This window comes from Brakhagea slesvicensis (assembly GCF_052161625.1).
In the GTDB taxonomy this organism is placed as follows: Bacteria; Planctomycetota; Planctomycetia; order Pirellulales; family Pirellulaceae; genus JBKCUI01.
The window spans coordinates 3,967,614-3,979,381 of record NZ_CP197412.1 but is presented as its reverse complement, the minus strand read 5'-3'; the positions used below and the strand labels follow the sequence as shown (position 1 = coordinate 3,979,381).

Sequence of the window (11,768 nt, the reverse complement as noted above, 5' to 3'; positions counted from 1 at the left end):
GCCCCACAGGAACGATCACCGATTCGCACAACGAAACCTACCCGTGAGAAATCTCCCCCACGGCGAGCTAACGTTCGGGTAAAATTCCACCTTTCTTCCTAAAGCCTAAAGCCCAAAGTCTAAAGTCTTCTCCCCATGAGCAATTACGGGTTTACTTCAGCAGGCACCAGTTACGACGACGAAGACCGTCTCACCGGCTTCGCCCGTGCTAGCGGAACGTTTACTCAGTCATGGAGTCTTACCAGTGTGGGTGACTGGAACAGCATCACCACCAATGGCACAGCGCAAAACCGCACCCACTTCCTGACCCATCTGCGCCACCTATGTCCTGATTGTTCCCCTGCGGTTTTATCCTCAACCCTCACCCCTCAAACCTCACGCCTGTCGTATGACTTCGACAACAAGCTCAAGAGCGCCGATGTGGACAACAACGGCTCGAACGATGTCACGTTCCAGTACGATGCACTGGGAAGACGCGTTGCACGACAAGGAACCTCCGGCTCCTTCGTCTATGTGCAGCATGACCAGCAGACGATCGCCGATTACGGATACGGGGATGCTCCTAGCTCGCCAACGCATCGCTATGTGTGCGCTAGCTACATCGATGAACCGGTGGTGCGCAAGGCGGCTGGAACCAGCGGAACGATTTACTACTACCACCGAAACCAGCAGTACAGCATCACGGCAGTGACCACTTCTTCGGGCTCCGTAGCGGAACGCTACGCCTATACGGCCTACGGCCAGCCAACCATCCTCGATGGATCAGGCTCGGTCCTCTCGAGTTCCGCGATTAATAATCGCTATACCTACACGGGGCGTGAATGGGATTCGACGCTTGGCTTGTATCACTTCCGTGCGAGGTGGATGAGTGGACTCGCTGGTAGGTTTATGGGGAGAGATCCAGTTGGGTACTTTGGGAGCCCGTTCGGCCTATACCGACAATTTCAAGGGTATGCGTTAGTAGTTTTAGACCCTCACGGAAGTGAACTAATTACGGCGGGAGCTGTTGGCGTTGGTGGCGTCATCGTAGCAGGCGGAACATCCACAACAACGGTTCTAGTTTCCGGAGGAACATCAACACTTGTGGGAGGTACAACTATAGGAGGTAGCGTCGGTACAGGTTCGGGAATAATCGGAATCGTTTCTACAGGTGGAGCAGCGGCAACGGGCGGTGGAACTGCAGCTGCCGTGGGAGGAAGTACTGCTGCTGGAGGAGGAACGGTCCTCATTAGTGGAGGGCTCGCCACAACAGTTGGTGTTGCCGTTCTGCCCGGTGGCATTCTCGGATACGGCATCTATGCCACCCCTGTTATCGGTACTCAAAACTGGCTAGAACCTGGATTGACGCAAGTTGCTTACTACTTCTTCCCATCGAACCATCCGCCTATACAAACATCGGCACAACCCAGGCCGATTCCGGTCCCAGTTCCATTGCCAATATCTAAGCCGAAATGCCCTACGGATGAATGGGATCCAGATCAGTATGACTATTGTTTGCAACAAGCTGAGCAGGATTATGATAGATTGATGGAGGCGGCTCCACTGTATAAAGACCTATGGGACGAAGCGCTCAGACAGGACAAACAAGACTGTTGGGATTTGTACGGACCAGATTCACCATAATTTGGAGGAAGTATCAGGTGACTTTATCTATCAGATCCGATCGGTTGGTCGAAGTTTTTAAAATCGCCGCAGACAATTGCAAGCTAGACAATCGTACGGTATTGCTTGAGTCCGATGTGTCGTTAGCGATATTAGCCATTCCAAAATCTGTAATTGGAATTACTTGTACCAAGCTTGGGTTGACTCCAGACATGTTAAGGAGCGGAATTGCAAATAATTACTACCCTGCGATTCCATACTCAGAGAAAATGGAGAAGCTCGCGATCCAGCACTTTAGTAAACTTCCTGGTGTGTTGGAAATGGCATTGCCCGAGCATCTGCTTTTCGTACTTTCGAGAACAAAAAGCTTTAGTTTTTGTATTGAAAGGCTTGGGATCGAGCCAGTTATGTTTGTGTCCGAACTGTATCGCCGATCAGGAAAGAACATCGACGACTTCCCTGATGATCTTGATTGGATTCGATCCTTGAATTGCAATTGAACCCGCGCCCTGTGCAAAAACTAGATTGCATCGAGCAAGGTGATTTTCTGAACGAAATAGCTGAGGGATCGAGAGCAGTTGGAATCAGATTTGAGATCGCACGTTGAACACTTCTTGACACAGATGGCTGCGGTGCAGATGGATGTTCACCAATAAGAACTAAACCAACTCATTAAACAGATCCGCCGATGCGGGGGCACTGGGATTGCCGAAGTTGGTTTTCCCTGCATTTTCTCTATGGTTTTTTTGTGGGGGTAATTCCCCGAGTCTATCGCTCGAGGGGCCGCAAGATGGCGGCCAAAGAGCCGCTTGCGAGCACGAGGATGCACCGAGTGCTTCGTCTGGTCCATTTCAGGTCAGGTAACGACGGACCTTCAGACAGCTCGCCTTGATTCGCATGCAACAGAGATGCGATTTGGTGAGGTAGCGAGCAGTTTGAACGTGATGGTTTCTGAACGAGAGCATTCATCACTAGATTTCCGGTAATGGAAGATTTACCGAGACGTAACAGCAGGTTGCCCCGAAGCGAAGGGTCGCTTCTTCGGTTTGCAGATCGTCTCCATCACACAGGTCATCGCTGCAACACTGTACAACCGTCCATTCCAGGAGCTCCTTTACCGCCAGCGCTCGCTTCCAATTGGCAAGCAACCCTTGCTTCGGAGCAAGGCTCTCAAGTCGTGCTTTCGATCGGATCAATTGATCGAGCGTGGTAGGTGCCTTCGAATATTGTTCGATCGCATGCTCTACCCGGTGGATAAACTCCCAAGTCGCCACGCGATCGCGATACCCTTCCAATCGCATCCCCGGCGTACCACACCGCAAGCACTTGGGCCGATTATCGATCTTCGGAAGTTCAAGCTCATGGAGTCTCGCGGATGGGGGAAGCGACGCATGTCGCTTCCCTACGGAATCTGAATTGTGCTTGGCCAAGAGCAAGCGGACTCTTTGAAGCGTTTCCTTGCGTCCTTTCCCTTGAAAGAGACCTGCATAGCGCACGCGATGCACGTTGCTTGGAACGATATGGAGCAAGAACCGGCGAACGAACTCCTCTCCCTCCATGGTCTCCTCGACCGGTTTGTTCGTTCGATAGTCCCATTGCCGAATGGTAACATGCGTCCCATTGTCCTCGACGATCCGGTTATTGGAGATCGCTGCTCCTTGGATATAGTCCGAAAGATAACGGGCGCAGCCCAACTGCGTTTGCAGTTCATCCGGAGTGATTTGTGCATCGGCTTTCCAGTTCTTTTGCGCCAGAGGTTCAAGCCACCGATGGAACGAAGCGCGAACTTGAACCGAAGCGAGGCTTCCGGGGGAAGCCAGGCTTCAGGATTCAGGGGTCAGACTTCAGGAAGACTCTATCCCAACCCGAAGCGTCAGTGAGGGACAGGCTGCTGACACGCTGGCCACGGAGACACTGGCACCCGACATTCCTTCACAACCGGGCAGCCCTTCACTGGAAGATCCCTCGCTCACGCAACGGGTTGCGATGCATCCCGTTCTTCCTCCAGCCTAAATCCTCCTACATCCGCCACTTGTCCTTCAGCGCCGATTCAGCGCCGATTCAGCGCCGATTCAGCGCCGATTCAGCGCCGATGATCCGATGGGCGCAGCCCCTTTCAGATACCAAACCGTACCGCGGCCTTTTCCGCTCCGCTCAATCAATCCAAGCGATTCCAACTTCTCTAGGTCATCTCTGACCGGGTTCAAATCGAACCCCAATGACTCCACAATCTGACGTCTAGCAATCCCTGGAAAATCTGCAATCGACTGCATAATCGCGCGCTGTGCGTCCGAGAGGCTGTTCGTGACTTGACGTGGTGGGATATAGAGCGAAGGAAGGAACCGCAGCACGACATGCGACGTCTGATCATCTAGTTCCGGGCGCGGGAGTCCCGCTTGCGCCGAGAGTTCTGCAATCTTCAGCATTCCGCGCCCCCATGACTCGATGATTCCGCGACGGTAGAAGATGCGAGATATCAATGGATTCCAAGGCAGCGACTCGTGCGGCTGGAATAACTTCTCTGCTGTCAGTCCAAAGTGCAACCCACCCGTTGAAGCGATTTCAAGACGGTCTTGATAAATCCCGATCGATACTGATCCACCTGGGTTGGTGTAGTCTCGGTGACAGAAGGCGTTTGCGAGCCTCTCTCGAAGCGCAACGCGGGGATACAGCGGCTCATCAATTCGTTCGAATACACCTGCGATCACGCGCCCCGCTATTGGTAGCGATTCGCTGAGAAAACGCTCTGCCTTGAGTAGTAAATCAAACGCGTTTCCGTAGAACTGGCGGTTATCAAGAAACTCGCTCTTGTCCGTCCCTTTGAATTTCGCCAGCTTGATGCAACACTGAGGATAATCTCGTTCGATCTTTTCTCGCTTTCCAAAGAGAGCGATCGCTGCGCGATTCAATTGTCCATCAACCAGCAGTCCGAATCCCGCAAGGATCGTCTCAAGCGAAGTGCTCCCGGGATCTTCGATTCTTCCTCGCCGTATCGCTTCCTCCATGGTTCGACGTATTTCCTCATCATCTAGATCGCTGATGTTCCAACCTACAGCGATCTGTGTTTCCCATCGCGTCTCACCATGCAGGCTTTCCATCAGGATTCGGTTGTATTCGTCACGATTTAACCGCAATGTCGTGTTACCAACTCGCTTGTATGCCTGATTCCGATAGGTGTAAGGTGGGTTACGACCAGCATTCGCTTGGATACATATTACAAATCTATCCTTTCCCATTGCGATACGATCGATCCAGGGAAAAGCAGGAGGGTCAATCTGCTGGATCTCTTGAGAAATTTCTTCAATGGTCCGATCAGAAACTTGCTGACCCGGAATTGTTCCGTTGGGTTCTACCCCGAGCAGAATGATACCACCTCGATGATTCAACATCCCGCACAGCGTTTGAATTGCCTCGCGTCGTTCACCGCTTGTCTTCTTGAACTCCAGCGTTTCTGACTCGCCATTAGAAACTAAATTTTGTAATTCGTGGACATCCATTTGTATTCGTTAGCTCAATCCAAGCTTGCGAGAACGCAATCCAAACTCCGAAAGGCGTCTGAAAGCGTTTGGGTGGGCAATCGCACGGCACCGGCTGGAGTCACCTACCTTTTTTTGCTTAGCAGGATCAACACCTACTCATCTCCGCCAATTTCTACGGCTAGCAAATGAATCGACTTTTCCGATGGGTTGCGACGACCCTCTCGTTCGTGGTTTCCGATCTTTCAGTAGCAGATGAAGCCGAATTCGTTCACCCCTTGTTCGCTGGGTCCAAACGCGGTATCCACCCGCACCGTATAGGAAGCATACCCGAGGTGGAACACACCCTCTAGTCGCTTGCGGTGCAAGATCCATGAATTGAAGGCCATCAAGGTGCCTGGGTAACCGCCCCCCATGAAAAATCTCTCCACGGCGAGCGATCGCTCGGGTACAATTCGACGAATCCCTGCTTTGTTTTCCTCAAGCCTAAAGCCTAACGTCTAAAGTCTTCTCCCCATGAGCAATTACGGGTTTACTTCAGCAGGCACCAGTTACGACGACGAGGACCGTCTCACCGGCTTCGCCCGTGCTAGCGGAACGTTTACCCAATCGTGGAGCCTAACCAGTGTAGGTGACTGGAACAGCATCACCACCAATGGCACAGCGCAGAACCGCACCCATTTCCTGACCTACTCGCGTCACCCATATACTGATTGCACTTGTCCTGATTGTTCCACTTCTTCCTCCAGCCTCTCGCCTCCAGCCTCCGGCCTGCTCCCCGACTTCGACAACAAGCTCAAGAGCGCCGATGTGGACAACAACGGCTCGAACGATGTCACGTTCCAGTACGATGCACTGGGAAGACGCGTAGCACGACAAGGAACCTCCGGCTCCTTCGTCTATGTGCAGCATGACCAGCAGACGATCGCCGATTACGGCTACGGGGATGCTCCTAGCTCGCCAACGCATCGCTATGTCTACGCTAGCTACATCGACGAACCGGTTGTGCGCAAGGCAGCTGGTACCAGTGGAACGATTCACTACTACCACCGCAACCAGCAGTACAGCATCACGGCAGTAACCACTTCTTCTGGTAGCGTGGCCGAACGCTACGCCTATACGGCCTATGGCCAGCCCACGATCCTTGATGGCTCAGGCTCTGTCCTCGCCAGTTCGGCGATTAATAATCGCTATACCTACACAGGGCGAGAATGGGATCAAACGCTTGGCCTGTATCACTTCAGGGCGAGGTGGATGAGTGGGCTAGCCGGAAGGTTTATGGGGAGGGATCCGATCGGGTATCGGGGTGGTCGTTCGTTGTACCGGTGTTATTTTTCGATTCGTGGAGAGCTTGACCCATCAGGGCTACGTGCGGTGGTTGGAATCGGAGCTAATGGTCCTATTTACAAGCATGAGCCAGGAGACTCTTCGCCGCAGCCACCATACGGAGACGCTTGTTTCACCCTTTCACAGTACGGCCCGATTTGGGAACCATGCCCACGGGAACCTCCAGATTGGCCAAAAGGCCCTTCATATCGTGATGGACTCACTCAACTGCTAGATGGCCTAGGGCTCTTGCGAGCAACTTGTCGAAAATGCTGCAAAAAACCAAGCGGATGCGATTCAAATCAATGCGAGATCGAGTCTCGGCAGTTGACGGAAGCATTGATGCATTCGTGGGACGAGTACTATAACGCAGGGCCTGCCTCTGATTACTCGGAAGCAGTAGGGGGCTACTTTTGCTACGAATGGGCGGTCATTTTTCAGAACGCATTGAATTCGACTAACAGTAAGTGTTTTTCGGGAATACGAACAGGTTGCAGGCACAACGGTGGTCCGGTAATTAATCCTGGCGGCGTCGAAATTGATCGTACTCACGAATGGTTAGAAGTGACAATTGGAGAAGCCTCTAGCGGCTGCAAAGTTGCAATAGACGACGGTTTTCTGAATTCAGCACCGGGTTTCGTGCACCCATCTCCATTTCCGCCACTCGACGAGCCTAATTACACGATACCATTTCCAGAACATGATTGGAACCTCGACACCCCGCTGCCAAAACCGAAACCGAAGCCAAGGAGAATTAGGTAATGTGTTACCGTTTTGTTATCCTCTTCGTCATTGCCATCATCGGTAACATTGAACTAGACGCCCTACCGTCAAGCGATGGGACAGAGTCAAGTCGAGTCGTAGTTTTGGTTGCAAGCAAGGCCCAGGCTACTGGCAATAGTGACGTATCTGGCGAAATGATCGTCCTGCGTGAAGATCGCGATCAGTGTACATGGACCTACCTGAATCGATTTGGGAGACTTAGTTCAGGTTCATTTAAATGCGCCAAAGTAGACCAGCTGTTTAGTGGACTTGTAGACACAGTTGAGACGTTAGCACAAGGTACGATTTCGGAAGATGTGAGCTATGTAGGTATTACGGTTATTTGCGGTAAAAGCGAGAGTGTTTTAATCACCAAAAATGCGATTAAGGGTTTGTTAGAAAATCCCTTAATCCATGACGCATTGGCTTCAATCGAGGCACATAGAAAATCGGGTAAGTCCCTTGTTTTTTTTGATGATCTATTATGGTCGAATTCGGAATTTATTCGTGAGGGAAGACCAGTTAAAAACAAATGATAGTTCACCAATAAGAACTAAACCAACTCATTAAACGGATCCGCCGTTCGGCGCTGCAGAACATTTTGGAAAAAAGCGTTCGAGAACTCGGCGCTATTAGGCGAGTTGATGGTGCGGCGAGAGTCTCTCTAAGGGCCACCTCGTGCAATCGATGAGCTTGGACTCACTTCGATTTAAATGGGCGATCTGTTCGGGCGTTTCTGTAGTTTTGTGAGTTGGTTCGACCTCGATTTTCTGGATTGCGACGGTCAATCAGACATCCATCGAGTTTTGTTGCTCGCATGGTGATCCTCGTTTCTTGGTACAAGACGCACTTGCACATGGCTTAGCTCGTGTTGTTTTGGAGTGATACAAGTGCTGGTTCGCTTTCTTTTGCTTTGCATCGATCACAGCTTAGAGCGCGATTGTGCGCTATCCTCGCAGCTCTCGCTGCTGCTCGCTTGTCATTAAGGTCCACCGGAACTTTCGCTCCGGTCCCAAAGACCATCTCGTCGGGCGTCTGCCCTTGAAAAGCAAAATGGGGAACAACCGAGTTGTGCTGCTCCACGTAGAAAGCAATGAGCTTGCGAATGGAACTCGCGCTATCGAGTTCGTTCAAATACAACCACTGGTGCTTCAGCTGACGCCACCAGGCTTCGATCATGCTGTTCGATTCGACAATGTCGACCTGCGCAAGGATACGTTGGATCGTGCCATCAGAAACAATCGCATTTACCGTGCCATTCACGTTTTCAACGCCCGAGTCCATAACTGCAGAGGGTACTGTGTTTTCGGGGAGTCCCTTCGCTGCTTCCTTAAGGAGTTCCGCTGTCGTACCTGTTTCAAAGGTGTCATTCAATCTCCATGCGAGAATGCGGCGCGAGAAGTTATCGAGAATTGCGTGAAGGTACACGCGGCTGCCATCGAGCAATCGAACAATGGTCGTGTCGACATGCCAATACTCATTTGGCTTCGTCGCCCGTAAGCCGATTCGAGGTTTCGGTGGGTAGATGCGTTTGCGAGACCGGATCCAATTTCCGCTTTGAATCGCTCGGTACCAAGTCGAGGTGCAAGCGTAGACCTTTCCCAAGCGCGCGGCCAATCGTGCAATCGATCCGACGCTGAGATGACGATAGGCTTCAGACTGCACCATCGATCGCATTTCGGAGCGTTCCGTCGCAGTCATTTGCCCTGGCAAAGATCTGGGACAAGACGAGACATCATCCAATCCGCATTCTTGCGAGTTCTTCCAATCGTAGTAGCGTGACGAAGAGATTCCAATGCAGCCAAGCAATCTTGACAATCGAACGAATCGGCTTGCAAGATCAATGACGCCGAGGAGTTTTTCTTTATCGCTTCCCTGAGGCAAGCGTTGGTAGGTAAGCGCGAAGCCTGATAGCCGAAGCAAGACGACGCACAGTCGAAGCAAAGCTCGTAATCTCGCTGTTCGCCGCTCGAGAAGGTAGACCCTCTTTTCGAGGCTCTCGACATAATCACCTTTTGCAGTCAGCGTCACGACCGGTCGAGGTCGAGCTTTGGTCCAGCCATGGATCGTGGATCGAGGCACACCGATTCGTCGTGCGGTCTCTGTCCTTCCGGATTGGAAGACCAACTCTCGCAAACGGTGATCATACGAGTTCTGTCGGCGCTTAGGTGCGATCAATGCAATGTCCCTCGAGATCTCGATACGGTCTTCACCATGATGCTATATTGAGCGAATGAACGAGCCACCAAAAAAAGATGAGGACGAACGCTTTCTGCCGGGGGATGACTCAAGCGAAGTCGTCCAAACGCCTTTCGATCGATTGCTGTCGCAAACGCTGGAACTCACAACTCTCCTTGAGCGCCGCTCGTTGCTTGTTCTGCGTGAACCATTCCTGCAGTCGCTGACTTGTCGCATGGGTATTAAAGAACAACGCGGTCTGGTAACTCTTCGCACCTCGCTTGGTTGCACTGGCCCAATCGAGGAAGCGAGGATCAGCCTTGAGCGTATAGCTGTAGTCGTTGCCGGCAGCATCCAAGCGATCACGCAGACGTGAAGCCGGTCAAAATGGGCAAGTTGATCTGAATATCATGTGATCAAATCAGCGAGTTATTCACGCCTCAGAAGCCCGCCAGGAAATTTTGTTGCATTTTGGTTCTGCGTGCCCTTTAATACTCTCTTGCTGGTAGTATGCAAGCAAGTCTGGAGGCGGAGTTCCATGAAAAAACGTGATCGACGAAAACGCCAAACTAATACGGCACAAGCCGCCTCCAAGCTTGCATCTACTGAGACAAGCAAAGAATTAGCGAGACCGTTGCGGCGATATGGCATCTGGACGTTGAGTGCGCTTTGCGCGACCATCGTCTCTCTTCTTGGTATCTGGAGTCTCTCATCTCCATCTCAAATTGCGATTAAAAGTGCGAATCCTAAATTGCGAGCCACTCAGCCAAAGGAATCTTCACTTCCAACGTTGGCTGACTTGACAATGATGAGTGAAGAGGAGTTGAGCAATCAAGACATTGCTTTACTGAATCTCCGAGCTACTCACGGATTGCCCGGCGCGGAGAGTGTGAACGTTGCAGCGCTAATGGCTCAGTTGGATGGCTGGGCGAAGAAGGTCAAGATAGACACCGATCGCAACCTCTACCAGTTCTTGCAAAAGCCGAACGAATTCAACAACTCGGAAGCTTACTTCCGGATGTTGATGCTAGTAACTGTATTGCAGCAGGACTTTGGCGTTCATTACAACTTGAAGCGAGTCAACGATATTGTCTTCACCAAGAGCCAAGATCTTTTCCTTCACGGTATGGTTGGCAGCTCAAACGGTGGTACTTGTGTCTCGATGCCAGTCCTGTACACGGCGGTCGCTCGACGGCTTGGTTATCCAGTTTATTTGGTGAACGCGAAGGAGCATCTATTTTGCCGATGGGACAAGTCGGGCGAACGAGTGAATGTTGAAGGCACCAACCGGGGCATGAACAGCTTCGCCGATGATCACTACATGAGTTGGCCACACCCGATCGCTCAACCTGAGGTAGATGCCGGACTTTATCTGAAATCCCTTTCGAATGCCGAGTCCTTTGCGGCTTTTCTTGCCGCACGGGGCCATTGTTTGGAAGACAGCGGCAATCGTTCCGACGCCGCCGTATGTTATTCGCTTGCTGTGAAGCACTATCCGCATCCGATGTATCGCGGTTTTCTTTCACGACTAGTTCGCCCCAAGACCATTGATGACTTTCCTGAGCTACTTGCTCAGCAAGAACGATTGCGTCAACAACGCGACCAGCAATTCAATCAATTTGGACCACCAACTTCAACTCCGACTGCGACATTTGGATTTGGAAAACCAATAACGCCAGGGAATCCAAACCACGATGTCTTCAACCACTTTACGCCGCCAAGCTTTTCTAACTTTCACAGGGGAGCTTCAGGAAGATGAATCGAACTCGTTTCGCAATCGGCTTGATTGGATTACTGGCTGCATCAATGCTGACGTCGAGCGCATCCGCGATGTACGATCCTGGCCTAGGTCGCTTTTTGTCACGAGACCCTCTTGGATTTGAAGGCGGCAGTTCGAGTCACTATTTATTCTTGTCCGGCAAAACGGTGAATCGAATTGATGCGATGGGAACAAGGGATGAAGATGTTGGTGCCACACACGATACTCCTGGACCAGATGGTTATCCACCTTACCCTGTCGGAAATCCAAACGCTGGGCCGATACTGTGGCCTGAACCAGTAGATAACTGGCCGGTAAATGACTTTGAAAACGGAAACGAGAAATGCTCATGCAAGAGTCTTCAAGGAAATCGGATGCGTCCAACTTCTCCAGCAACTGGCAAAGCGCCTCCGGTCGCAGGGCTACCTTGGGCAGACTGTAAGAACGGTGAATCAGTAATGGTTCGCTACCAGTCGAGTTGTGAGCCCGATAAGGATTTGCCTTGTAAGGAACCGTGTAAAGCAAGCATTTGCTGGGAATATGTCTGCTACAAATGTAAGTCGAGAAGGGTCACGCCAAACTCTAAGTTCCCAGAAATTACAACACAATGGAGTAAGTGTGATGACGACCGTGGTGACACTAAGAAGAGCAAGTGCTCCTTATGA

10 protein-coding genes are annotated in these 11,768 nt (G+C 51.5%); 6 read left to right on the top strand and 4 right to left on the bottom strand.

All coding sequences use genetic code 11. From position 1 onward, the window contains the following. Positions 1–135 precede the first annotated feature (135 nt). Both SH467x_RS15150 and SH467x_RS15145 read left to right on the top strand, forming a co-directional pair. A complete protein-coding gene (locus SH467x_RS15150) occupies positions 136–1,623 on the top strand; it encodes an RHS repeat-associated core domain-containing protein (RefSeq protein ID WP_482367950.1) in 1,488 nt (495 codons plus the stop codon). A 17-nt stretch (positions 1,624–1,640) separates the two neighbouring features. Continuing rightward, the gene (locus SH467x_RS15145; protein WP_482367949.1) at positions 1,641–2,102 is read left to right on the top strand and encodes a hypothetical protein; all 462 of its coding nucleotides are present in this window, start codon (positions 1,641–1,643) and stop codon (positions 2,100–2,102) included. Positions 2,103–2,573: 471 nt separating this feature from the next. Here the strand turns inward: SH467x_RS15145 and SH467x_RS15140 are convergent, their stop codons facing one another. The 3 genes from SH467x_RS15140 to SH467x_RS15130 form a co-directional block, all read right to left on the bottom strand. Next, positions 2,574–3,422 carry a transposase gene (locus SH467x_RS15140; protein ID WP_482371380.1) on the bottom strand — a complete coding sequence of 283 codons (849 nt, stop codon included), beginning with the start codon at positions 3,420–3,422 and terminating at the stop codon, positions 2,574–2,576. Positions 3,423–3,674: 252 nt separating this feature from the next. Then, positions 3,675–5,099, bottom strand: coding sequence for an ATP-binding protein (locus SH467x_RS15135; RefSeq protein ID WP_482367948.1), 1,425 nt, complete (start codon positions 5,097–5,099; stop codon positions 3,675–3,677). Between the two features lie 224 nt (positions 5,100–5,323). Next, on the bottom strand, positions 5,324–5,509 hold the full coding sequence (locus SH467x_RS15130) for a hypothetical protein (protein WP_482367947.1): 186 nt from the start codon (positions 5,507–5,509) through the stop codon (positions 5,324–5,326). Between the two features lie 85 nt (positions 5,510–5,594). Between SH467x_RS15130 and SH467x_RS15125 the strand changes: the two genes are divergently transcribed. Both SH467x_RS15125 and SH467x_RS15120 read left to right on the top strand, forming a co-directional pair. Beyond that, positions 5,595–7,166: an RHS repeat domain-containing protein gene (locus tag SH467x_RS15125; protein WP_482367946.1), complete on the top strand. Its 1,572-nt coding sequence runs from the start codon at positions 5,595–5,597 to the stop codon at positions 7,164–7,166. Next, complete coding sequence (locus SH467x_RS15120) at positions 7,166–7,702, top strand: hypothetical protein (protein WP_482367945.1); 537 nt, start codon at positions 7,166–7,168, stop codon at positions 7,700–7,702. Before SH467x_RS15125 ends, SH467x_RS15120 begins: the two co-directional genes overlap by 1 nt. A gap of 325 nt (positions 7,703–8,027) precedes the next feature. Here the strand turns inward: SH467x_RS15120 and SH467x_RS15115 are convergent, their stop codons facing one another. Continuing rightward, on the bottom strand, positions 8,028–9,248 hold the full coding sequence (locus tag SH467x_RS15115) for a DDE-type integrase/transposase/recombinase (RefSeq protein ID WP_482367944.1): 1,221 nt from the start codon (positions 9,246–9,248) through the stop codon (positions 8,028–8,030). 151 nt (positions 9,249–9,399) lie between these two features. On the opposite strand from SH467x_RS15115, the gene SH467x_RS15110 reads away from it, so the two are divergent. Both SH467x_RS15110 and SH467x_RS15105 read left to right on the top strand, forming a co-directional pair. Continuing rightward, positions 9,400–9,720 (top strand): hypothetical protein, encoded by a 321-nt coding sequence (locus tag SH467x_RS15110; protein WP_482367943.1) that lies wholly within the window; start codon positions 9,400–9,402, stop codon positions 9,718–9,720. A 162-nt stretch (positions 9,721–9,882) separates the two neighbouring features. Next, complete coding sequence (locus SH467x_RS15105; protein WP_482367942.1) at positions 9,883–11,103, top strand: transglutaminase family protein; 1,221 nt, start codon at positions 9,883–9,885, stop codon at positions 11,101–11,103. The last annotated feature ends 665 nt before the right edge of the window (positions 11,104–11,768 follow it).

Excerpts from the sequence above, each read along its gene's own strand:
- SH467x_RS15150 (WP_482367950.1), top strand. The coding sequence starts at position 136 with ATGAGCAATTACGGGTTTACTTCAGCAGGCACCAGTTACGACGACGAA.
- SH467x_RS15125 (WP_482367946.1), top strand. The coding sequence starts at position 5,595 with ATGAGCAATTACGGGTTTACTTCAGCAGGCACCAGTTACGACGACGAG.
- SH467x_RS15105 (WP_482367942.1), top strand. The coding sequence starts at position 9,883 with ATGAAAAAACGTGATCGACGAAAACGCCAAACTAATACGGCACAAGCC.
- SH467x_RS15120 (WP_482367945.1), top strand. The coding sequence starts at position 7,166 with ATGTGTTACCGTTTTGTTATCCTCTTCGTCATTGCCATCATCGGTAAC.
- SH467x_RS15110 (WP_482367943.1), top strand. The coding sequence starts at position 9,400 with ATGAACGAGCCACCAAAAAAAGATGAGGACGAACGCTTTCTGCCGGGG.
- SH467x_RS15135 (WP_482367948.1), bottom strand. The coding sequence starts at position 5,099 with ATGGATGTCCACGAATTACAAAATTTAGTTTCTAATGGCGAGTCAGAA.